The sequence below is a fragment of the Nocardioides sp. J9 genome (assembly GCF_007829375.1).
Classification (GTDB): Bacteria; Actinomycetota; Actinomycetes; order Propionibacteriales; family Nocardioidaceae; genus Nocardioides.
Genome location: NZ_VLJQ01000110.1, coordinates 41,781 through 62,849 on the forward strand (window position 1 = coordinate 41,781; position 21,069 = coordinate 62,849).

Genomic DNA, 21,069 nt, shown 5'->3' on the forward strand with positions numbered 1-21,069 from the left:
CCTAGCCGGAGGCGATGTCGCGTCGACGGAAGCCGGCGATCCCGGCCGCGGTCAGCGCGGCCGCGACGACGACCAGGGCCAGGCTCGGCCACGCCTCCCAGCTCTCCCGGGGAACCTCCGCGAGGTGCGAGTACGGCGAAACCGCCTCCACCCAGTCCGGGAGGCCGAGCAGCTCGCCGAGCATGACCTGCACGGCGACGTACGCGAGCAGGGCCCAGGCCAGCGCCCCCGCACGGGGCACCGCACCGTGGAGGGCGACCGCGACCGCGCCGACCACGAGCGTGCCGGGCAGGTAGGCCACCTGGCCGCCGACGTGCCCGGTCAGGTGGTCCCAGTCGCCGGAGCCGAGGGCGTACCCCACCGCCAGGCCCGCGCCCATGAGCACGGTCAGCACCGCCGTGACCAGGAACGTGAAGGCCGCCGTGGCGCCGAGCCAGGCGGACCTGTGCACGGGCGTGCCGAGCACCAGCTCCGCGCGCCCGGCCTCCTCCTCGGTCCGGAGCCGGAGCACCGCCGACACGGCGAAGCCGCAGGACACCACGGCCATGAAGAGGAAGATGTAGGCGAGGAAGGCGTCGACCAGGGCCTCCCCGCCCGCCGCGGCGCCGACCACGTCAGCCATCTCGGGGTTGGACTCGACCAGCTCGGGGATCGACGGGACGACGGCGCCGTACAGCGCACCCAGCAGGGTCAATCCGACCGCCCACCCGAGTGCCGTGCCGCGCCGCAGCCGCGCGGACAGCCCGAACGGCGTCGCCAGGCCACGGCGTGCGGTCGCGCGCCCCGGACGGGCCGCCAGCACTCCTCCACCGAAGTCGCGGCGGGTCATCAGCCACCCGGACGCTGCGAGCAGGAGCGCGGTCGCCGCGAGGAGGAGCAGGGCCGGCCACCACTGCTCGCCCCCGAACGCGTCCATCCGCTGCGCCCACCCGAACGGCGAGGCCCACACCAGCGCGTTGTCCTGCACCGCGCCGACGCCACGGACCACGTACCCGAGCGCGATGACGGCGCCCGCCAGGCCCAGGGCGCCGCGTGCCGTGCTGGACAGCTGGACGGCGACGAGGGTGACCGCGGTGTGCACCACCCCCAGCAGCGCGAGCCCGGCGCCGTACGTGAGGCTGCCGGCGACCGGGAGGCCCACCGACAGCATGGAGACGGTCGTGACCGCGGCGATGAGGACGGCGGCGAGGACGCCGTAGGCCAGTCCGGCCACGGTGGCGGCGTGGCGCCCGAGCACGGTGGACCGGAGCAGCTCGGCGCGACCCGACTCCTCCTCGGCGCGGGTGTGCCGCACGACCAGGAAGGCCACCATCAGGCACACGCCGAGCTGGGCGAACTGCGAGATCTCGTTGGCGACGATGCCGCCGAGCGAGTCGATGCCGGCCTGTCGGCCGGACATCAGGTGGCTCACGGGGCTCGTCCCGACGACCCGTGCGTACCCGGCGACCTTCTCGGGGGTGTCGTACAGCGGCGGCACCGCCAGGGCGCTCACCGCGATCGTGCCGCCGAGCCCCAGCACCCACAACGGCAGGCGCACGCGGTCCAGGCGCGCGACCAGCCGCAGCTGGTGGGAGACGCCGGTGACCGAGCTCGAGCGCGACCGCGACACGGTCACACCTGCACGTCCTCGCCGTACTGGCGCAGGAACAGCTCCTCCAGGGTCGGCGGGTGAGCCACCAGCGAGCGGACGCCGAGACCCGACAGCACCGCGACCACGTGCTCGAGCTGGTCGGAGTCGACGGCCATGCTGATCCGGTCGTCGACGACCTCGAGGTCGTGGACCCCGGGGAGGTCGGCGATGCCGGCGGCGGGCCGGGCGGTCTGCGCGACGACGGTGGTGCGGGTGACGTGGCGCAGGTCGGCGAGCGTCCCGGACTGCACGACGCGGCCCGCCCGGATGATGCTGACGCGATCGGCGAGCGCCTCGACCTCCGCGAGGATGTGGGAGCTGAGCAGCACGGTCGCCCCCTCCTCCCTGAGCTCGCGCACCGCTGCCTGGAACTCCGCCTCCATCAGCGGGTCGAGCCCGGAGGTCGGCTCGTCGAACAGGTAGAGGTCCACCCGGCTCGCGAGGGCTGCCACCAGCGCGACCTTCTGCCGGTTGCCCTTGGAGTACGAGCGCGCCTTCTTGGTCGGGTCCAGCTCGAACCGTTCGAGCAGGCTGCTGCGCCGTGCCTCGTCGAGCCCGCCCCGCATCCGGGCGAGCACGTCGATGACCTCTCCGCCCGTCAGGTTCGGCCACAGCGAGACGTCACCGGGAACGTAGGCGAGCCGGCGGTGCAGCGGCGCAGCATCTCGCCACGGGTCGCCGCCGAGCAGCCGCACGGTGCCCGAGTCCGTGCGCAGGAGGCCCAGCAACACCCGGATCGCGGTCGACTTCCCGGCACCGTTCGGCCCGAGGAAGCCGTGCACCTCCCCCTCGACCACGGACATGTCGAGGTGGTCCAGCGCCCGGGTGGCCCCGAAGGTCTTGACGACGTCCTGCAGCTCGATGACTGCCACGCCACGAGTGTGGCACGGCCGACGAGCCGACAGCCGCAGCCTCGTGTCCAGTGCGCCATGTCGACGAAGCGGCTGTCATGGCCTGGAGGGCGACCACGATGTCCCGGGTCGCGCCGTCGCGGTGCTGGGCGACGATCAGGTCGGCCTCGCCGGGGCGGGTCGACTCCTTCTCGTGGACGTCGTCGCGGTCGAGCAGGACGCTCACGGGCAGCCCGGCCCCTTCGGGATGACCCCGGTCCGCACGGTGGTCCCGTCGCTGACGCTCGCCTCGAAGTAGGCGTTGCGCGCCGAGCAGGAGATGGGGAAGCCGAGCGGCCCGCCCTCGAGGCGGACGCCTCCGGTCCCGCTCTCCTCCATCATCCCCGCGCGCTCCGGCTCGCCCGGCACGCCGTCGTACTCCGCGTGGAGGTAGACGATCGTGCCGGGCTCCAGCGACCGGGCGCTCATGCGCGGCGCCCACCAGCTCGTCACGTCGTTGGGCCGCGGCTCGCTGACGAAGTAGAGCGCCGGTGCGTCGCCCGGTGGCTCCTCGGGCGGAGCCACCGGCTCCAGCGCGGTGACCCGCGCCTCCAGTGCAGCGATCCGCTCGGCCGCCTCCGTCTCGTTGTCCGCGACCTGCTCCTCCAGCTCGGCGACCCGGTCCGCGAGCGCGGCCAGTTCCTCGGCCACCCGGTCGTTGCCGGCGTCCCACTGGAGCGGCGTCTCGTGGGCCTTGCACGACTCGCCCTCGGCGACGAACCGCAGGTCGCCCTTGGTGTAGGTGTGCCCGCCGTTGCCGAGCAGGACCTGGACGAGGTTCTGCCTCGGGGCGTCGGCCCTGGCGTAGCAGGCGTGGATGACCGGGTCGTCGTCCGGTGCCGCGGCGTAGGCGATCGTGGTCGCGCCGACCAGGACGAGCGCACCGGAGATGACGGAGAAGGAACGCGAGAACCGCACGGGAGGACCTCCTGGGGAGCGAAGGGAGCCCTCGGACAGTCCCACCTCACCGACCCGACGGGAAGAGGCCGCACCACCGGACTTCACGCGACGACCCCCGGTCTTTCGCACGGGGTACCCGGGGGATATCGCCTCCCTGCTCCCCCGGACCAGCTCCGGCCAGCCTCAGTGCGCCATGTCGACGAAGCGGCTGTAGTGGCCCTGGAAGGCGACCACGATGTCCCTGGTCGCGCCGTTCCGGTGCTTGGCGACGATCAGGTCGGCCTCGCCGGGGCGGGTCGACTCCTTCTCGTAGACGTCGTCGCGGTGGAGCAGGACGACCATGTCGGCGTCCTGCTCGATCGAGCCGGACTCACGCAGGTCGCTGACGGCGGGGCGCTTGTCGGCGCGCTGCTCGGGACCACGGTTGAGCTGCGAGAGGGCGATGACCGGGATCTCGAGCTCCTTGGCGAGCAGCTTGATCTGGCGGGAGAACTCGGAGACCTCGAGCTGGCGGGACTCGACCTTCTTGCCCGAGCTCATCAGCTGGAGGTAGTCGATGACCATCAGCCGCAGGTCGTGCTTCTGCTTGAGCCGGCGGGCCTTGGCCCGGATCTCGGTCATCGTCATGTTCGGGGAGTCGTCGATGAACATCGGCGCGGCCGAGACCTTGGCGACGTGGCGGGCCAGGCGGTCCCACTCCTCGGTGCCCATCTTGCCGTTGCGGATGTGGTTGAGCGGGATCCGCGCCTCGGCCGAGAGCAGGCGCATGACGATCTCGGCGCGCGTCATCTCCAGGCTGAAGAAGGCGGCGGTGAGGTTGTTGTGGATCGCGGCGGCCCGGCAGAAGTCGAGCGCGAGCGTCGACTTGCCCATCGCGGGACGGGCGGCGACGACGATCATCTGGCCGGAGTGGAAGCCGTTGGTGAGCTCGTCGAAGTCGGCGAAGCCGGTCGGCACGCCGTAGATGCCGGCCTCACGGTTCTCGATCGCCTCGATCTCGTCGAGGACCGAGTCCATGATGTCGCTGAGCGGGGCGTAGTCCTCGGACTTGTTGCGGTCGGTGACCTTGTAGATCTCCGACTGCGCCTCGTTGACGATGCCGTCGATCTCGCCCTCGCCGGCGTAGCTGATCTGCACGATCTTGGTGCCGGCGTCGACCAGGCGGCGCAGGATCGCCTTCTCGTAGACGATCTCGGCGTAGAAGCCGGCGTTGGCGGCGATCGGGACGTTCGCGGCGAGGGTGTGGAGGTACGCCGCACCGCCGACCTTCTGCAGCTCGCCGCGGCGCTGGAGCTCGCCGGCGACGGTCACCATGTCCGCGGGCTCGCCGCGGCCGAAGAGGTCGAGGATCGCCTCGTGGATCATCTCGTGGGCCGGCCGGTAGTAGTCGACCCCGCGGATCACCTCGACGACGTCGGCGATCGCGTCCTTGGAGATGAGCATCGCGCCGAGCACGGACTGCTCGGCGGCGAGGTCCTGCGGTGGGACCCGTCCCCCGGTGGGCGCCTCGCCCGGTGCGTACGGCGCCGGGCCGTCGCCCCAGTCGTCCGGCGGCTGAGCGGTCCAGGACGGCGGGTCGTCGGTGAGGCTCACGGTCTCCGGCTCCTCCTGACTCGATCGCGGTGGGCGCCGTCGCGGCGCCGCGGGGACGTCGTACGGTGACGAGCATGCCGAGGGGGTCCGACCCATCCCTGCCCGTCGAACCTAGGGGCTGGCACGGCCGCCCCGATAGCCGGCGCGACCGAGTTGTCCACAAGCCTTGGGGATAACTGGGGCGAGGTCGTGGACGACACGCGGACATGGTGTGCAAGGGCTGGGGAGGAGGTTGTGGAAGAACGATGTGGAGAATCGACGAAGTGTCCGCTGACCTGCGCAAACGCTGGTGCACAGCTGTGGAGTGGAAATACTTCGGCGGTGTCGCCGTTCACCCGGCGGTCCTCCGCCGTTCCTGGTGGGGCCACCCCGGCGACCGATCTTCCGCCGGTCCCGAACCCGGGTTTCCACAGCTGGGGTCAAGTTTTCCACCGGCGCTTGACATGGCCCGGCCGGATACGGCATGAACCGCCGCGCCCTCGACCGGGAGATCGCCCGGCTCGCGGTCCCGGCGTTCCTCGCGCTGGTGGCCGAGCCGCTGTTCCTGCTCGGTGACGCGGCCGTCGTCGGCCACCTCGGCACCCGCGAGCTCGCCGGCCTCGGCCTCGCTGGCACGGTGCTGTCGACGGTGGTCGGGCTGTGCGTCTTCCTCGCCTACGGCACGACGGCCGGGGTCGCCCGCCAGCTCGGTGCCGGCCGGCGCCGCGAGGCGCTCGCCCAGGGCGTCGACGGGCTCTGGCTCGCCGTCGCGATCGGCGTGCCGGTCACCGTGGCGACCAGCCTGCTCGCCCGTCCGCTGGTCTCCGTGTTCGGGGCGTCGGGCGGGGTCGAGGACGCCGCGACGACCTACCTGCGCATCGCCGCGCTCGGCACCACCCCCCTGCTCCTCGTGCTCGCGACGACCGGTGTGCTCCGCGGCCTGCAGGACACCCGCACGCCACTGGTGGTGGCGGTCGCCGGCAACGCCGCCAACCTCGCCCTCAACATCCTCCTCGTGTACGGCGTCGGGCCGGCGCCGCGGCTCGAGCTGGCCGGGTCCGCGGTCGGGTCCGTGCTGGCCCAGGTCGCGATGGCGGTGGCGCTGGTGGCGGTCGTGGTCCGTGCCGCACGCCGAGAGGGCGCCAGCCTGCGCCCGCACGCGGCGGGGATCCGGGCGGCCGGKCGCGCCGGCGTGCCCCTCCTCGTGCGCACGCTCACGCTGCGCGCGTCCTTGCTGGTCACGACGGCCGCGGTGGTGCKGGCGGCGGGCGAGGCCGCCGACGCGGGCGCGGTGGCGGCCGGCTCGGGCGACGCGGTGCCGATCGCGACGCACCAGCTGGCGCTGACGATCTGGAACTTCCTGGCCTTCGTCCTCGACGCGATCGCGATCGCGGCGCAGGCGATCACCGGGCGCCACCTCGGTGCCGGTGACCGGAAGGCGGCGCGCGAGGTCACCGACCGGATGGTGCAGTGGGGCGTGCGCAGCGGGGTCGCCACCGGCGTGCTGCTCGCCGTGGCCAGCCCGTGGCTCGGCGCGCTGTTCACCCCCGACGCCGCGGTCCGGGACGCACTGGTCCCGGTCCTCCGCCTTCCAGCCGGTGGCCGGGGTGGTTTTCGTGCTCGACGGCGTGCTCATCGGCGCCGGTGACGGCCGCTACCTGGCCGTGGCAGGGCTGGTCGTCCTGGGCGGCTACGCTCCGCTCGTGCTGCTGACGAGTGCGCTGGGTGCCGGCCTGACCGTGGTGTGGGTCGTGTTCGGCCTGGCGTTCATGGGCGGCCGGCTCGCGACCCTGCTCCGCCGGTCGCGCGGCGAGGAGTGGCTGGTCACCGGGGCGGCCGCGTGAAGCCGCTGCAGGCGGTCGGGCTCGGCCTGGTCCTGATCGCGCTCGGCCCGGTCGAGGCGGAGCCCGGCACCTTCGACCCGCTGCCCGACCCGCTCGGCTGGTTCCTGGTCCTGGTCGGCCTGCACGGGGTCGGCCCCTCGCTCGACGAGCGCCGGCTGCCGTTGCTGCGCCTGCTCGGCGGGCTCGCCTTCGTCGTCTCGGTCGCGCTGGTCGTGCCGACGGTCGCGCGCTGGCTGGAGACCGACCCGTCGCTGGGCTGGGCGGCCGACGTGCCGCGCTTCGCGTTCTTCGCCCTGGTGTGCCACGAGCTCAGCCAGGCGGCCCTGCGCGCCCGCGCGACCGGCGGGGCGAGCAGCTTCAGCATCGCCGCGCTGACCCTGTTGTTCGTGCTCGCCGCCCCGCCGCTCGCCTTCGGCGCCGGCTGGGACGGCGTGGGTACGGCGGGCGAGGTGGCCGCGCAGGCGGTCCAGATCGCCCTCGTGGTGCTGTGCTTCGTCTTCGCCGGGCGCAGGTGGGCGGGGGCCCCGGAGGTCGACGCCCCCGAGGCCCCCGCCGCCTGAGACCGGCCGGCCGGCGGGCCTGCTCAGCCCTGCAGGTTGTTGAGCACGTGGGTCGCGATCTGGGCGGCCTGCTGGCGCGGGTCGCCCTCGTAGTCGACGCCGTCCTCGTACTCCATCTCCACCTCGACGTTCGCCGTCGCGGAGCAGGCGCGCAGCTCGGCCTCGAGCGGCGGCGCGTCGCTGACCTTCCACCAGCCGTCGGTGGCGCCGGGGATGTCATCGGCCGGCTCGACGATGGAGGCGATCTCGCTGGGCTGCGAGCAGCCGAAGGTGCCCTTGACGAAGTCGGAGGGGCCGGTGACCTTGATGGTCACCTCGACCAGGTCCTCGGCCTCGAAGGAGCAGTTGTCGCTGCGCCACTCGAGGTCCTGCTCGCTGGTCGTGCCGCCCCCGGGCTCGGCCGGGCCGAAGGTGATGCCCATCGCCTTCGCCAGGTCGTCGCCGGTGATGAGGTCGCACGCGGCCGGCAGCAGGTCGGCCGCCGGCGGCTCGCTGGTCGGCTCGCTGGTGGCCTGGGTCGGCTCCTCGGTCGCCGAGGCGGCCTCCGTCGGCGACGGGGCCTGCGAGGACGGCTCGGTGGCGTCGTCGTCGGGCTCGTTGTCGTCGTCGCCGCAGGCGGCGAGGACGGGGGTGAGGGCGATCAGGGCAGCAGGCCAGAGTCGGCGCAGGCGCATCGGGGGTCTCCTGGGGAAGGGGGGAGAGGTACGTGCCCAAAAATGCCACGTGGCCGGCCCCGCGAGGGACCGGCCACGCCGATGATCGTGCGCTGCGTCAGGCAGGGATCACGTTCAGCGTCACGGCGACGGAGACGTCGTCGTGCAGCTTGACGGAGACCGCGTGGTTGCCCAGCGACTTGATCGGGTTGCCGAGGACGATCGTGCGCTTGTCGATCGACTCGCCGGCGGCCTCGCCGAGCGCGGCGGCGATGTCGGCGGGGGTGACCGCACCGAACAGGCGGCCGCCCTGGCCGGCCTTCACCTTGACGTCGACCGGGGCGCCCTCGAGCTTGGCCTTGATCTCGGCGGCGTGCGCCTCGTCGCGGACGGCACGCGCAGCGCGGGCCGCCTTGATCGAGTCGGCCTGGGCCTGCGCACCGCGGGTCCAGCGGATCGCGAAGCCACGCGGGATGAGGTAGTTGCGGCCGTAGCCGTCCTTGACCTCGACCACGTCGCCAGCAGCGCCGAGGTTCTCGACCTCCTGGGTCAGGATGATCTTCATGAGTTCAGCTCTCCTTCTCTAACCCGAGCTCAGCGGCCGCTGGAGGTGTAGGGCAGCAGCGCGACCTCACGGGCGTTCTTCACCGCGATCGCGACGTCACGCTGGTGCTGGACGCAGTTGCCGGTCACCCGACGGGCGCGGATCTTGCCGCGGTCGGAGATGAACTTCTTCAGAAGGGCGGTGTCCTTGTAGTCGACACCGGTGGCCTTCTCCTTGCAGAACTGGCAAACCTTCTTCTTCGGCTTGCGAACGACTGCCTTCGCCATTGTGGTGCTCCTCCTCAGAGCCCGGCCGCGTCAGTCAACGACGGCCGGAATGGTTGGTTGATGTAGCTCAGAACGGGGGCTCGTCGCCACCGGAGACACCCGGGGCAGCCCAGGGGTCACCGGCCGGCGCGCCGCCACCCGTGTTGGATCCGCCGGAGGCCGGCTGGCTGCCCCACGGGTCGCCACCCGCGGGACGTCCCCCACCCTGGTTGCCGTAGCCACCCTGGTTGCCACCGAAACCGCCCTGGCCGCCGCCCTGCTGGCCGCCGCCGCCGTAGCCCCCGCCACCGCCGGAGCGGTTGGCGCGGGTGACCTTGGCGGTCGCCCACGTCAGCGAGGGGCCGACCTCGTCGACCTGCAGCTCGTTGACGGTGCGCTTCTGGCCCTCGCGGTCCTCGTAGGAACGCGACACGAGCCGGCCCTGGACGATGACGCGCATGCCCTTCTGCAGGGACTCGGCGACGTTCTCCGCGGCCTGGCGCCAGACCGAGCAGCGCAGGAACAGGGTCTCCCCGTCCTTCCACTCGTTCGTCTGACGGTCGAACGAGCGCGGGGTCGACGCCACCGTGAAGTTGGCAACCGCAGCGCCCGACGGGGTGAAGCGAAGCTCCGGGTCGTCGGTCAGGTTGCCGATAACGGTGATGACGGTGTCGCCAGCCATGGTGGTCTCCTGGTGAGTGGGTTCAGTGGCCCGCCCGGGTCAGCCCCGGGCAACGGCCCCCATCGTGTCCGGTGGGGCCGACATTGAACAGGCGGCATCCACAGGACGGGTCGAGTGCCTCAGACGGTGGGGCGCAGGACCTTGGTGCGGAGCACGGACTCGTTGAGGGTCAGCTGACGGTCGAGCTCGTCGATCGTCGCCGGCGCCGCGGTCAGCTTGATGATCGCGTAGATGCCCTCGGCGTGCTTCTTGATCTCGTACGCCAGGCGGCGCTTGCCCCACACGTCGACGTTGTCGACGGTGCCGCCGTCGTTGCGGACGACGTTCAGGTACTTGTCGAGCGACGGCTGAACCGTCCGCTCGTCGAGGCTCGGGTCGAGGATGACCACGACTTCGTAGTTGCGCAAAGCGGTCTCCACCTCCTCTGGACTGACGGCCACGGACTCTCCGTGGCAGGAGGGCTCTGCATGCCTGCACCGGTTCGGCCGGGCAGACGGGGTGCTGCAGTACGGCGCCTGTCGGCACCGGACAGGAGAGGTTAACAGCGCGCGGGGTGCTGGACCCAATCCCGGTCCGGGCGCTCCCCGCTCACTGGAACCAGACCGGGTTCTCGATGGAGGTCTCCCCGACCACCAGCACGGCGTTCGCCCCGTCGAGCCCGGCCGGGAGCTCGAGCTGGACCTGGGCGCACACCTCGCCGGCGCCGAGCGACCACACGCCGTCGAGCGAGCCGAGCTTGGTCGCCTGCGGGTCGTAGACGTCGATGCGGAACGGCGTCCCGTCGGGCAGCCCGTTCACCGCGAAGTGGGCGTAGAGCGTCCCGGGCAGGCTCACCCCGGACAGGGTCTGCGGGGAGTCGATGGTGCTCGGGACCGAACAGTCGTTGCCTCCGTCGAGCGACCACCCGGCGCCGCTGGCCGACGCCTCGCCGCCCATCGGGTCGGCCGGCTGGTCCGGCAGCTCCTCCAGGAAGGGCGAGACGTACGACGGGTCGCCGCCCTCCTGGGCGATCTCGATGATGTCGCGGGCGAAGTTGACCGGCCGGATCCGCGCGGAGCCGCCGGTGAACGCCCCGCCCTCGCCGCTGCCGCCGACGGTGGCCTCGGTGACGACGGCGGTGTTGATGCCGATGATCTCGCCGTCCTCGTTGATCGAGGCGCCGCCGGAGTTGCCGGACCCGATCCGGATGTCGGAGTCGATCCAGGCGCGGCTGTCGTGGATGGGCCGCTCCTGCAGGAAGGTGGACACCACGCCACGGGTGACGGTCAGCGCCCGTCGCTCGAACTCCTCGCCGGTCGCGACGTGCGCGATGGCGGGGTAGCCGAGGGCCGTGATCTGGTCGCCGGTGCGGACGTCGTCGCTGTCGGCGAGCTCGAGGGGCTCGGGCAGGTCGAGGTCGTCCTCGTCGATGGCGTTGCCCTCGGCGTCGCCGGTGATCTTCATGACCGCGAGGTCCAGCACGCCGTCGGACACGATGGTCTCGGCGGTGAAGGACGGAGCGGCCGGCTCGTCGTCGCTGGGGGAGACCAGCGCGATCTTGTAGCCGGCCGGCTCCTCGCCGGGCGGGTTCTGCCCGGGCGCGTCCGGGTCGGCCACGTGCGCGTTGGTGAGGATCAGCCCGTCCTCGCTGATGACCGAGCCCGAGCCGTTGCCGAGCACCTGGCCGTCGGGGCCGACCGCGAGGATCAGCACGCTGGCGAGCTTGGCCCGGTCGAGCTCGGCGGTGCTGAGGCCGGGGTCGTCGGACCTGCCGGGTCCGTCCTTGCCGTCGTCGCCGGTGAGCACCACCGCGGTGCCCACGCCGGCCGCGGCGATGACCGCGACGGCGGCGATCCCGGCGACGAGGGTGCCGCGGCCCTTGCGCTTCTTCCGCGCGATCGAGCGCTGCGCCTGGCTGGCGTCCACGACCGGCACCACCTCGACCTCGACCCCGGCAGTGGGGTGGCCGAGCACCAGCGTGGTCGGCTCGTCCAGCCGGAGCTGGGTGACCCGGTCCGCGTCGCGCCAGGTGCCGGCGGAGGAGCGGTCGACGTACCACCAGCCGTCGGGGCGGCCCTCGACCACGCCGTGCAGGCGGGAGACCGACGGGTCGTCGACGACGACCTCACCGGCCGGGTCGCGCCCGATCCGCACGGCGCTGCCCGGCGGGAAGCGGTGCGTCGTGCCGCCGACCCGCACCACGACGCCGGGGCCACCCACGTAGCCCGGCCCCGTCGGCCCGGTGCCCGGCAACACCGTCTGCGCGAGACCGGGCGCCACGCCGGTCGGCAGCACCGGGGCGGCCGGCCGCTGCGCGGCCCCCTCGGGCACGAGCACCAGCGCCGGACCGTCGATCGCGCCGAGCCGGACCTCGGTGTGCGCCGCGACGCGCACCTCGGTGACCCGGACGCCGTTGAGCCACGTGCCGCCGCTCGAGCCGGTGTCGACCAGGACCCACCCGGTGCCGTCGTGGCGCAGCTGGGCGTGGTTGCGGGAGACCCGCGGCTCGTCGACCTGGACCGTGCTGCCGGGGTCGCGGCCGACGGTCGCGCCCTGGGCGGGGGTCAGGGTCCAGGTCCGGTCACCGATGCGGGCGGTCAGGTTCTGCACCCGCGGGACGCTAGTGCGCGCGCCGATCTTCTGGCACTGGTTTACCGAAATACCCGTGTTCTGGGGATCGGACCCGGGCGGGACACCTCGATCGGGCACGAGCTGCACCTCCGGCCGGCGTGTCGTCTGCAGTTCCTGCCCGAACGACGCAGCGGCGGCCGCTTGCGGCGGCGCGGGCGGAGCCCGTGCCGACTCCGCGCCGACAGCCGACCGGCCGGGGGACGGTCGGCTACGCGCGGCCGCCGATGCCACCACGCGGCAGACCCCTGTCGGAGCCGCTTCCTACGATGGACCCCATGAGCCTGCGCATCGGAGCCCACGTCGACCAGACCGACCCGATCGCGGAGGCGGCTGCGCGCAACGCGCCGCTGGTGCAGTTCTTCCTGGGCAACCCGCAGTCGTTCAAGGGCCCGGTCGTGGCCTACGAGGGTGGGGCCGAGGGGCTGCGCAAGGACGCGGAGGCGGCGGGCGTGGACCTCTACGTGCACGCGCCGTACCTGATCAACGTCGCGACCACGAACAACCGCCAGCGGATCCCCAGCCGCAAGCTGCTGCAGCAGCACATGGACGCCGCGGCCGAGATCGGCGCGAAGGGCCTGATCGTGCACGGCGGGCACGTCACCGACGAGGACGACCCGGCCAAGGGCTTCGACAACTGGCGCAAGGCCGTCGAGGCGACCGACATCAAGGTGCCGCTGCTGATCGAGAACACCGCCGGCGGCACCAACGCGATGACCCGCTACCTCGACCGGATCAAGGGCACGTGGGAGGCGATCGCCAGCGCCGAGGGCGCCGACATGGTCGGCTTCTGCCTCGACACCTGCCACGCCCACGCGGGCGGCAACGCGCTGGAGACGATCGTCGACGACATCCGCGCCATCACCGGCCGGATCGACCTGGTGCACGCCAACGACAGCCGGGACGCCTTCGACTCCGGCGCCGACCGGCACACCAACTTCGGCGCCGGCAAGATCGACCCCGACCTGCTCGCGCAGGTGGTCCGCGACGCCGGGGCGCCGGTCGTCTGCGAGACGCCCGGCCCGGCCGAGGCGCACGTCGCGGACTTCGAGTGGCTGCGGGAGCGGATCGGCGACGCCTGAGCGCCGGCGCCCCGGCCCGGGGCCGGCCCTCGGCTCAGTCCCCCAGCCAGCCGAGGCTCCGCGCGATCCGTTCGAGGGTGTCGAGCAGGGCGTCGTGCTCCTCGGGCGAGAGGTCCGCGGTCGCCCGGTCGGCCACGGCCTGCACCGGCCCGGCGCGCAGCTCGTCGACGCGCTCGTGGCCGGCGGGGGTGAGCCGGTACTCCTGGCTGAGCTCCTCGGCGAGCCCGTCCGCCACCAGTGAGTCCAGCACCTCGGCAGGCGCCTGCCCGCCGGCGTACGGCGAGAGCAGCTCGGGCGCGTCGTCGACCTGCACCGACCCGCTGGCCAGCCGGTCCAGCACCCGCCACTGCGGTCGGGTCAGCCCGGCCGCCGCGACGGCGTCCTCCACCTGCTCGTCGATGAGCCGGCTGACGGTGCTGGTCCAGTAGGGGAGCGGGCGCGGTGCGGTCATGCCCGGGCGGTACCCGTCGACGGGGCGGGCACCCGGGCCACCCCCCGGCCGATAGCCTGAGGGACATGCCGAGCGTGCGCCCGAACCCCGTCCGCACCGTCCGCACCATCACCGCCGCCGAGCACAGCGCGCACCTGGCCTCGCTCCCGTCGGCGAGCTTCCTGCAGACCCCCGGGTGGGGGAAGGTGAAGGCCGAGTGGCGCCACGAGTCGATCGGCTGGTTCGACGCCGAGGACCGTCTGGTCGGCGTCGCGCTGGTGCTCTACCGCCAGCTGCCGAAGCTCAAGCGCTCGCTGGCCTACCTGCCCGAGGGCCCGGTCATCGACTGGGACGGCGACGACCTCGCCGCGTGGCTGGAGCCGATGGTCGCCCACCTCCGCAAGGCCGGGGCGTTCGCGGTGCGGATCGGTCCGCCCGTGCCCACCCGGCGCTGGTCGACCGCCCAGGTCAAGGAGGGCATCGCCGACCCGGACGTGCGCCTGCTCAGCCAGCTGCCGCCCGAGGAGCGCAGCCCCGTCGGCGCCCGCGTGGTGGCCCAGCTGCACGAGCTCGGCTGGCGCCACCAGGGTGTCGAGGGCGGCTTCGCCGCCGGGCAGCCGCAGTTCGTCTTCCAGGTCCCGCTGCGCCACCCCGACGGCACGCAGCGCACCGAGGACGAGGTCCTCAAGGGCATGAACCAGCTCTGGCGCCGCAACATCAAGAAGGCCGCCAAGTCGGGCGTCGAGGTCTCCACCGGTGGTCGCGAGGACCTGAAGGCCTTCCACGAGCTCTACGTCCACACCGCGCAGCGCGACCACTTCACCCCGCGCCCCCTGCGCTACTTCGAGACGATGTACGACGCCCTGCGCGCCGACGGTGACGAGCGGTTCACCCTCTGGCTGGCGCGCCACGAGGGCGACCTGGTCGCGGCCACCATCGCGATCCGGGTCGGCGAGCACGCGTGGTACTCCTACGGCGCCTCGTCGACCGAGAAGCGCGAGGTCCGCGGCTCCAACGCCGTGCAGTGGGCGATGATCAGCGACGCGATCGCGGCCGGCGCGGCGGTCTACGACCTGCGCGGCATCACCGAGACCCTCGACGCCGACGACCCGCACGTCGGTCTCATCCAGTTCAAGGTCGGCACCGGCGGCGAGGCCGTCGAGTACGCCGGGGAGTGGGACCTGCCGGTCAACCGCGCCCTCTACAAGGCCTTCCAGATCTACCTCTCCCGGCGGGGGTGACCCGATGTCCCTGACCCTCACCGTCGACGGCTCGCGCTGGCGGGCCCACCTCGAGTCCGTCGCCGACGCGCACCCGGGCCTGGTGCCCGTCGCCAAGGGCAACGGCTACGGCTTCACCCTGGGCCGCCTCGCCCGCAAGGCGCAGTGGCTGGCCGACCGCGGCCACGACGTGCGCACCCTCGCGGTCGGCACCTACGACGAGCTGCCCGAGGTCGCGCAGCGCTGGCACGGCGACCTGCTCGTGCTGACCCCGTGGCGGCCGTGGGTGCCGCTGCCCGACGCGGCCCTGGCCCGGCGCCTGGTCCACACCGTCAGCCGGGTCGACGACCTGCGCGCCCTGCTGCACGCCGACCCCGGGGCGCGGATCGTGCTGGAGCGGATGACCTCGATGCGCCGCCACGGCATGGCCGCCCGCGAGCTGTGGGAGGCCGGCGAGCTGCTCCGCAAGCACCCCGGCGCCCACGTCGAGGGCCTGGCCCTGCACCTCCCCCTCGGCCAGGGCGGCCACGTCGGGGAGGTGACCCGGCTGGTCAACGACTACGTCGCCGCCGAGGTCCCCACCCGCGGCACTCCCCAGGTGTGGGTCAGCCACCTCACCGACGCCGAGCTCGCCACCCTGGGCGGCCAGTACGCCGACTTCCGGTTCCGCCCGCGCATCGGCACCGGTCTCTGGCTGGGCGACCGGGGCGCGCTGAAGGTGAGCGCGACCGTGCTCGACGTGCACCCCGTCGAGCGCGGCGACGCGTTCGGCTACCGCGGCCGCACCGCCCCCAAGTCCGGCCACGTGCTGGTCGTCAGCGGCGGCACCGCCCACGGCATCGGGCTCGAGGCGCCGACCGGCGAGCAGACCATCAAGGCCCGCGCCGCCACCCTCGCGCGCGGCGGCCTCGACGCGGTCGGGTTCGTCCGCTCGCCGTACTCCATCGACGGCAAGCAGCGGCTCTTCGCCGAGCCGCCGCACATGCAGGCGTCGATGCTCTTCCTCCCGCACGGCGCCCGGGTGCCCGAGGTCGGGGAGGACGTCGACGTGCGGGTCCGCTACACCGCGACGGCGTTCGACCGGGTCGTCATCACCGGCTGACCGTCGACCCGGGAGCCGGCACCGACCAGCTCCGCCTCCCGCACCGGGTCGCGGTCCGGGCGGTACATGTCGCGCGCGATCACCGCCGCCAGGTAGAGCTCGCCCAGCACGCGCACGGTGATGCCGACCCAGTAGAAGCCGGCGTCGCCGCCGCCCGCGGGGGCCAGGTAGCCGCCGAGGTACCACCAGATCGTGCAGAAGTAGAGGACCTCGCTGGCCTGCCAGACCAGCTGGTCGCGCCAGCGCGGCCGGGCCAGCACCGCGAGCGGCAGCAGCCACAGCACGTACTGCGGGGAGTAGACCTTGTTGACCAGCAGGAAGCCGACCACGACCAGGTAGCCGAGCTGTGCCAGCCGGGGCACGGCCTGCTCGGGACGGACCTTGCGCCCGGCGGTCATGCCGAGGACGAAGACCACCGCGCACCAGACCCCGAAGAGGATCCACGACCACAGGTTGATGGTGTGCGCCGAGAACCCGACGTCGGCAGCCTGGTCGACCAGCATCCACACCGACCCGAGGTCGGCGGTGCGCTCGGCGTTGAAGGTCCAGAAGACCTCCCACTGCTCGCGGCCGGTGAGGTACGCCGGCGCGTTGGCCAGCACCCACGAGCCCGCCGCCGCGGCGATGGTCACCAGCAGGTCACGCCAGCGGCGCTGGCGCAGGCAGATGATCAGCAACCCGCCGAGCAGGAAGAGGGGGTAGAGCTTGGCGGCCGTGCCGAGGCCGACCATCACCCCGGTCAGCACCACCCGGTCGCGCGACCACGCCCACAGCGCCCCGGCCACCAGCGCGACCGCGATCAGGTCCCAGTTGATCAGCCCGGTCAGCAGCAACGTCGGGGAGAGGGCGAACGCCGCCGCGTCCCACGGCCGCACCCGGTGGGTGCGTGAGAGCAGCCAGGTGGCGACCAGCGCGAGCGCGCCGAACCCGAGCGCGTTCACCAGCAGGAAGATCGTCTGCTCGTCGTCGACCTCCGGGTCGTCGTACAGCTGGGCGACGGGGGCGCGGTAGCGCTCCTCGAGGTCGGGCGAGCCGTTGAGCCAGTGCGTCACCCACGCCGTGCCCCACGCCCAGTAGGCGATGCCGACGGGGTACTCCATCACCTCGTAGCGCGACCGCGTCTGCGGGTCGCCCGAGTAGGGCCACGCCGCCTCGGCCATGCCCCGCGGCACGTAGAGCGGCCGCAGGTCGGTGTAGCACATGTGGGAGTAGACCCAGTTCTGGTCCTTGCCCTCCGCCAGCGAGCACGGCGCCTTCTGCACCAGCCCGAGGGCGAACGTGAACGCCGTCAGCAGCAGCAGCACCCGCAGCGGCGTCCACCACCGGTGCGGCCGGGCGCGCTCGCCCATCGGCCCGCCCACGACCTCGCTGAGGCCGGTGACGACCGGGTCGTCGAGCGTGGGGTGGACGTGCGGCGCGCGCTCGGCCATGCGTCAGGCGGCGGGACGCCGGCGAGGGCGCGGCGACGCGGACGCCCCCGGCGACCGGCCGTTGCCGGGCGGCGGCGTCGACGTCGGCGACGACGGCGAAGACGGGTCGTCCGTCGGGTCCGGGTCGGTCGGGTCCCCGGTCGGCAGGTCGGTCGGCAGCTGGGTCGTCGGGTCGTCGGACGGGGTCTCCACCGGAGCGGTGGTCCGGGGCTCCTCGGTCTTCCGGTCCTTCTTGGGCTTCTTCGTCTTCTTCGGCGGCGGCGGGGCCGGCTCGTGACCGTCGCTGGGCGCCTCGCCCTTGACCCACGCCGCACCCGGCAGCTGCTCGACCGGCTCGCCCTCGAGCGCCTTCTGCATCACCGACGTCCAGGTGGCGGCCGGGTAGCCGCTTCCGAAGTACGACGGCAGCCAGTCCTTGAGCTGCTCGTTGCCCTTGCCGCGCACGTACATCACCGCGGTCGACAGCTGCGGGGTGTACCCGACGAACCAGGCGGAGGAGACCTCCCCCTTGCCGTTGGTCGCGGTGCCGGTCTTGCCGCCGGCCGGACGGCCGAGTCCGAGCGTGGTCCGGCCCGACCCGGCCTTGACGACCTGCTGCAGCGCGTAGCCCACGTCGTCGGAGACGCCCTCGGGGATCGCGCGCCGGTCGGTCACCTTGTGCGTGTAGCGGACCACGCCGTCGGCATCCACGACCTTCTCGATGATGTAGGCGTCCGCGGCCACGCCCCGGTTGGCAATGGTCGCATAGCCGTTGGCCATGTTGATCGGGCTGACGGTCTGCGAGCCGAGCGAGACACCGGTCTGCGGCTCGAGGCCCGGCGACGAGGTCGGGAAGCCGAACGGCGGGTTCGCCGGCTCGGCCGGCGGGATGCCCATCCGGTTGGCGACCTCGATGATCTCCTTCGGGCCGTTGTCCATCGCGAGCGTCATGTCGATGAACGCGGTGTTGATGGAGTCCTGGGTCGCCTTGATCAGGTTGACCCGGCCGTAGTCGGCGTTGCCCTGGTTCTCGAACGGACGCCCGCCACCCGGCAGCTCGTAGGGCGAGTTGCCGTCGAAGGTGTCCTTGAGCTCGAAGCCGGCCTCGATGCCCGCGGCGACCGCGAACGGCTTGAACGTCGAGCCGGCCTGGCCGCCCTCGACGGCCCAGTTGAGCTGCGACTTGAGGTAGTCCTGCCCGGCATAGATGCCGCGCACCGCACCGGTGCCCGGCTCGACCGAGGCGACGGCGACGTGGAGGTTCTTGCCGAAGCCCTCCGGACGCTCCTCCTTCACGCCGTCGCGCGCCGCGTCCATCGCCTTCTTGGTGAACGTGGTCGTGACCTTGAGCCCGCCGCCGTTCACCTCCTGCTCGCTGAACCCGAGGCGGAGCAGCTCCTTGCGGACCATCGTCAGCACGTGGCCGCGCTGGCCGCCGTACTGCGCGTCGGAGCGGATCCGCGGGAACTTCGGCAACGACTTGCGCACCGCCGCGACGTCGCTGGCCGACGCCCTGTCCATCTCCTCCATCGAGTCGAGCACGTACTGGTAGCGGCCGAGCAGCCGCCGCTCCGCGTCCTCGCCGTTGTCGGGGTCGAGGGAGTAGGGGTTGTTCAGGATCGCAGCGAGCGTCGCCGACTGCGCGAGGTCGAGGTCCTTGGCGTCACGACCGAAGTAGGCCTGCGCCGCCGCCTGGATGCCGTAGGCGCCCCGCCCGAAGTAGATCGTGTTGAGGTAGCCCTCGAGGATCTCCTTCTTGCTGAGCTGGTTCTTGATCTTCAGCGAGAGGATCGCTTCCTTCGCCTTGCGCTTCCAGGTGCGCTCCTGGGTCAGGTAGAGGATCTTCACGTACTGCTGCGTGATCGTCGACGCACCCTGCGTGGAGTTCCCCTGGGCGTTGCTGAACGCCGCCCGCAGGATGCCCTTCGGGTCGAGGCCCGAGTCGGTCCAGAAGCTCTGGTTCTCCGCCGCGACGACGGCGTCCTTCACCGTCTGCGGCATCTCGTCGTACTCGATCGAGTCACGCTTCTGGATCGCGAACTGCCCGATCTCCTTCTTGCCACCCTTGTAGTAGACGCGGGTGGTCTGGGTGAGGAACTCGGCGTTCTGGTCGGGGATGTCGATCGCCCGGTACGCGATCCACAACCCGAGCAGGCCCAGCAGGCCCATCACCACCGCGGTGACGAGACCCCACAGGGAGATCCTCTTCAGGCGCTGCTTCCACGTCCGCGGCGCGCCGTCACCCTTCTTCCCCGGCCGCTTGCCGCGACGGGGGGAGGAGCCGGCTGCCTTGCGCTTTCCCTGAACCACGGAGCACAGGGTACGGCGCCACAGGTTCTCGTCCCGACTTCCCGCGACCGCCTGCACCCCGGGAGTGGCGCCGCAGGCGCCGGACGGACCGGCCACCTGGCCGGCACGTCGGGCCGCAGCCGGCGTCTGCACGCCACACGCACCTCGGGGGTGGGCGGCGGAGGCGCCGGACGGACGGGTCACCCGGCCGGCAAGCCGGGCCGCAGCCGGCGCGTGCACGAGACCAGCAGCACCTGCACGACCGCGCGCCGGCGGAGGACCGCTCTGCAGCCGGCCGGATGAGCCCGGCCGGGAGGCGCCGCAGGCACCCCCACACCAGCCACCCCCACACCAGGCACCCCCACACCAGCCACCACCACACCAGCCACCACCACACCCACCCCGACCAGGAAGAGAGGGCGGGTCCCGGCGACCAGCAGCGACACCGGGGGCGGGCGCCGGAGGCGCCGGACGGACGGTCCCCCTGGCGGCAAGTCGGGTCCCCTCCAGCGCCTGGCAACCGGACCACCGCCGCGTAACAGGGTGGGCGCTGGTGGGGACCCGCTTTGCAGCCGCCAGGGGGAGCCGGCCGGGAGGCGCCGCAGGCGCCCGCCCCGGCCCCGAGCGAGAAAGGGAGCCGGCACCCCCCGAACCAGACCCGAACCAGCCCCGACCAGCCCCGACCAGCCCCGACCAGCCCCGCCGAACACCCAGAGACACTCCGACCCATCGAGAGTTCACGTTCCGCGGATATATCGCTACGATAGATCGCATGGCACGGCGTGGTGACACCATCGAGCTGGCAGTCCTCGGACTGCTGCACGAGGGACCCATGCACGGCTACGAGCTGCGCAAGCGGCTCAACCTGATGCTCGGTTGGGGTCGAGTCCTGTCGTACGGCTCGCTCTACCCGGCGCTGAAGAAGATGCTGCGCGGCAACCTCATCGAGGAGGTCGTGCCGACGGGGCAGCAGTCCCGGCGGCAGCGCATCGTCTACAAGGTGACCCAGCAGGGCACCGAGGAGTTCCAGCGCCTGATGTCCGAGGTCGGTCCTGCCGCATGGGAGGACGACAACTTCGACATCAGGTTCCGCTTCTTCTCCTCCACCGACATGGAGATCCGGTTGCGCGTCCTCGAAGGACGTCGCTCCCGCCTCCAGGAGCGGCTCGACCGGGTGCAGCGTGAGCTGAAGATGACCCAGGCCGAGGCCGACCGCTATGCAGCGGAGCTCCAGCGCCACGGTGTGGAGTCGGTGGAGCGCGAGGTCCGATGGCTCTCGGACCTCATCAACGCGGAGCGGAACGTGCAGGGTCAGCCAGCGCCGGAGACGCCGACGTCTCCGACGTCTCCCACCACGTCCTGAGACCGGGCACCCCCGGCCGGGACACC

General features: G+C 72.6%; 20 protein-coding genes. 7 read left to right on the top strand and 13 right to left on the bottom strand.

From position 1 onward, the window contains the following. Position 1: 1 nt before the first annotated feature. The 4 genes from L615_RS18905 to dnaB all read right to left on the bottom strand — a co-directional run bounded on the left by L615_RS18905 (position 2) and on the right by dnaB (position 5,013). On the bottom strand, positions 2 to 1,615 hold the full coding sequence (locus tag L615_RS18905) for an ABC transporter permease (RefSeq protein ID WP_145726122.1): 1,614 nt from the start codon (positions 1,613 to 1,615) through the stop codon (positions 2 to 4). Beyond that, positions 1,612 to 2,502, bottom strand: coding sequence for an ABC transporter ATP-binding protein (locus L615_RS18910; RefSeq protein ID WP_028656459.1), 891 nt, complete (start codon positions 2,500 to 2,502; stop codon positions 1,612 to 1,614). Before L615_RS18910 ends, L615_RS18905 begins: the two co-directional genes overlap by 4 nt. Before the next feature lie 201 nt (positions 2,503 to 2,703). Continuing rightward, the gene (locus L615_RS18920; RefSeq protein ID WP_145726123.1) at positions 2,704 to 3,438 is read right to left on the bottom strand and encodes a hypothetical protein; all 735 of its coding nucleotides are present in this window, start codon (positions 3,436 to 3,438) and stop codon (positions 2,704 to 2,706) included. Between the two features lie 165 nt (positions 3,439 to 3,603). Continuing rightward, the gene (dnaB, locus tag L615_RS18925) at positions 3,604 to 5,013 is read right to left on the bottom strand and encodes a replicative DNA helicase (RefSeq protein WP_028656461.1); all 1,410 of its coding nucleotides are present in this window, start codon (positions 5,011 to 5,013) and stop codon (positions 3,604 to 3,606) included. Positions 5,014 to 5,476: 463 nt separating this feature from the next. On the opposite strand from dnaB, the gene L615_RS18930 reads away from it, so the two are divergent. From L615_RS18930 to L615_RS18935, 3 genes are read left to right on the top strand one after another with little or no spacing between them, the layout of a single operon-like run. Further along, on the top strand, positions 5,477 to 6,640 hold the full coding sequence (locus L615_RS18930) for an MATE family efflux transporter (RefSeq protein WP_315897795.1): 1,164 nt from the start codon (positions 5,477 to 5,479) through the stop codon (positions 6,638 to 6,640). Next, complete coding sequence (locus tag L615_RS24615; RefSeq protein ID WP_315897796.1) at positions 6,600 to 6,836, top strand: hypothetical protein; 237 nt, start codon at positions 6,600 to 6,602, stop codon at positions 6,834 to 6,836. Before L615_RS18930 ends, L615_RS24615 begins: the two co-directional genes overlap by 41 nt. Next, entirely contained in the window at positions 6,833 to 7,396 is a 564-nt protein-coding gene (locus L615_RS18935) for a hypothetical protein (RefSeq protein ID WP_028656463.1), read from the top strand. The genes L615_RS24615 and L615_RS18935 overlap by 4 nt, the downstream gene beginning before the upstream one ends. 23 nt (positions 7,397 to 7,419) lie before the next feature. Here the strand turns inward: L615_RS18935 and L615_RS18940 are convergent, their stop codons facing one another. The 6 genes from L615_RS18940 to L615_RS18965 all read right to left on the bottom strand — a co-directional run bounded on the left by L615_RS18940 (position 7,420) and on the right by L615_RS18965 (position 12,130). Further along, on the bottom strand, positions 7,420 to 8,070 hold the full coding sequence (locus L615_RS18940; protein WP_145726124.1) for a hypothetical protein: 651 nt from the start codon (positions 8,068 to 8,070) through the stop codon (positions 7,420 to 7,422). A gap of 97 nt (positions 8,071 to 8,167) precedes the next feature. After that, positions 8,168 to 8,614 (bottom strand): 50S ribosomal protein L9, encoded by a 447-nt coding sequence (gene rplI / locus L615_RS18945; RefSeq protein WP_028656465.1) that lies wholly within the window; start codon positions 8,612 to 8,614, stop codon positions 8,168 to 8,170. Between the two features lie 29 nt (positions 8,615 to 8,643). After that, positions 8,644 to 8,880, bottom strand: coding sequence for a 30S ribosomal protein S18 (rpsR, locus tag L615_RS18950; RefSeq protein ID WP_028656466.1), 237 nt, complete (start codon positions 8,878 to 8,880; stop codon positions 8,644 to 8,646). Positions 8,881 to 8,947: 67 nt separating this feature from the next. Further along, entirely contained in the window at positions 8,948 to 9,541 is a 594-nt protein-coding gene (locus tag L615_RS18955; protein ID WP_028656467.1) for a single-stranded DNA-binding protein, read from the bottom strand. A gap of 119 nt (positions 9,542 to 9,660) precedes the next feature. After that, positions 9,661 to 9,948 carry a 30S ribosomal protein S6 gene (gene rpsF, locus L615_RS18960; RefSeq protein WP_028656468.1) on the bottom strand — a complete coding sequence of 96 codons (288 nt, stop codon included), beginning with the start codon at positions 9,946 to 9,948 and terminating at the stop codon, positions 9,661 to 9,663. 181 nt (positions 9,949 to 10,129) lie between these two features. Further along, positions 10,130 to 12,130 (bottom strand): FHA domain-containing protein, encoded by a 2,001-nt coding sequence (locus L615_RS18965; RefSeq protein ID WP_028656469.1) that lies wholly within the window; start codon positions 12,128 to 12,130, stop codon positions 10,130 to 10,132. Between the two features lie 296 nt (positions 12,131 to 12,426). Between L615_RS18965 and L615_RS18970 the strand changes: the two genes are divergently transcribed. Beyond that, a complete protein-coding gene (locus L615_RS18970) occupies positions 12,427 to 13,230 on the top strand; it encodes a deoxyribonuclease IV (protein WP_036518436.1) in 804 nt (267 codons plus the stop codon). A 34-nt stretch (positions 13,231 to 13,264) separates the two neighbouring features. Here L615_RS18970 and L615_RS18975 read toward each other — a convergent pair whose 3' ends face one another. Next, positions 13,265 to 13,681 (bottom strand): MarR family winged helix-turn-helix transcriptional regulator, encoded by a 417-nt coding sequence (locus L615_RS18975; RefSeq protein WP_028656471.1) that lies wholly within the window; start codon positions 13,679 to 13,681, stop codon positions 13,265 to 13,267. 65 nt (positions 13,682 to 13,746) lie between these two features. On the opposite strand from L615_RS18975, the gene L615_RS18980 reads away from it, so the two are divergent. Then, a complete protein-coding gene (locus L615_RS18980; RefSeq protein WP_145726126.1) occupies positions 13,747 to 14,901 on the top strand; it encodes a peptidoglycan bridge formation glycyltransferase FemA/FemB family protein in 1,155 nt (384 codons plus the stop codon). A 4-nt stretch (positions 14,902 to 14,905) separates the two neighbouring features. Next, entirely contained in the window at positions 14,906 to 15,982 is a 1,077-nt protein-coding gene (locus L615_RS18985; protein WP_028656473.1) for an alanine racemase, read from the top strand. Here L615_RS18985 and L615_RS18990 read toward each other — a convergent pair. Both L615_RS18990 and L615_RS18995 read right to left on the bottom strand, forming a co-directional pair. Then, a complete protein-coding gene (locus L615_RS18990) occupies positions 15,940 to 17,412 on the bottom strand; it encodes a glycosyltransferase family 87 protein (RefSeq protein WP_145726127.1) in 1,473 nt (490 codons plus the stop codon). The genes L615_RS18985 and L615_RS18990 overlap by 43 nt on opposite strands. Positions 17,413 to 17,415: 3 nt before the next feature. Further along, positions 17,416 to 19,701 (bottom strand): transglycosylase domain-containing protein, encoded by a 2,286-nt coding sequence (locus L615_RS18995; protein ID WP_145726128.1) that lies wholly within the window; start codon positions 19,699 to 19,701, stop codon positions 17,416 to 17,418. Positions 19,702 to 20,452: 751 nt separating this feature from the next. On the opposite strand from L615_RS18995, the gene L615_RS19000 reads away from it, so the two are divergent. Continuing rightward, positions 20,453 to 21,043: a PadR family transcriptional regulator gene (locus L615_RS19000; protein WP_036517889.1), complete on the top strand. Its 591-nt coding sequence runs from the start codon at positions 20,453 to 20,455 to the stop codon at positions 21,041 to 21,043. The last annotated feature ends 26 nt before the right edge of the window (positions 21,044 to 21,069 follow it).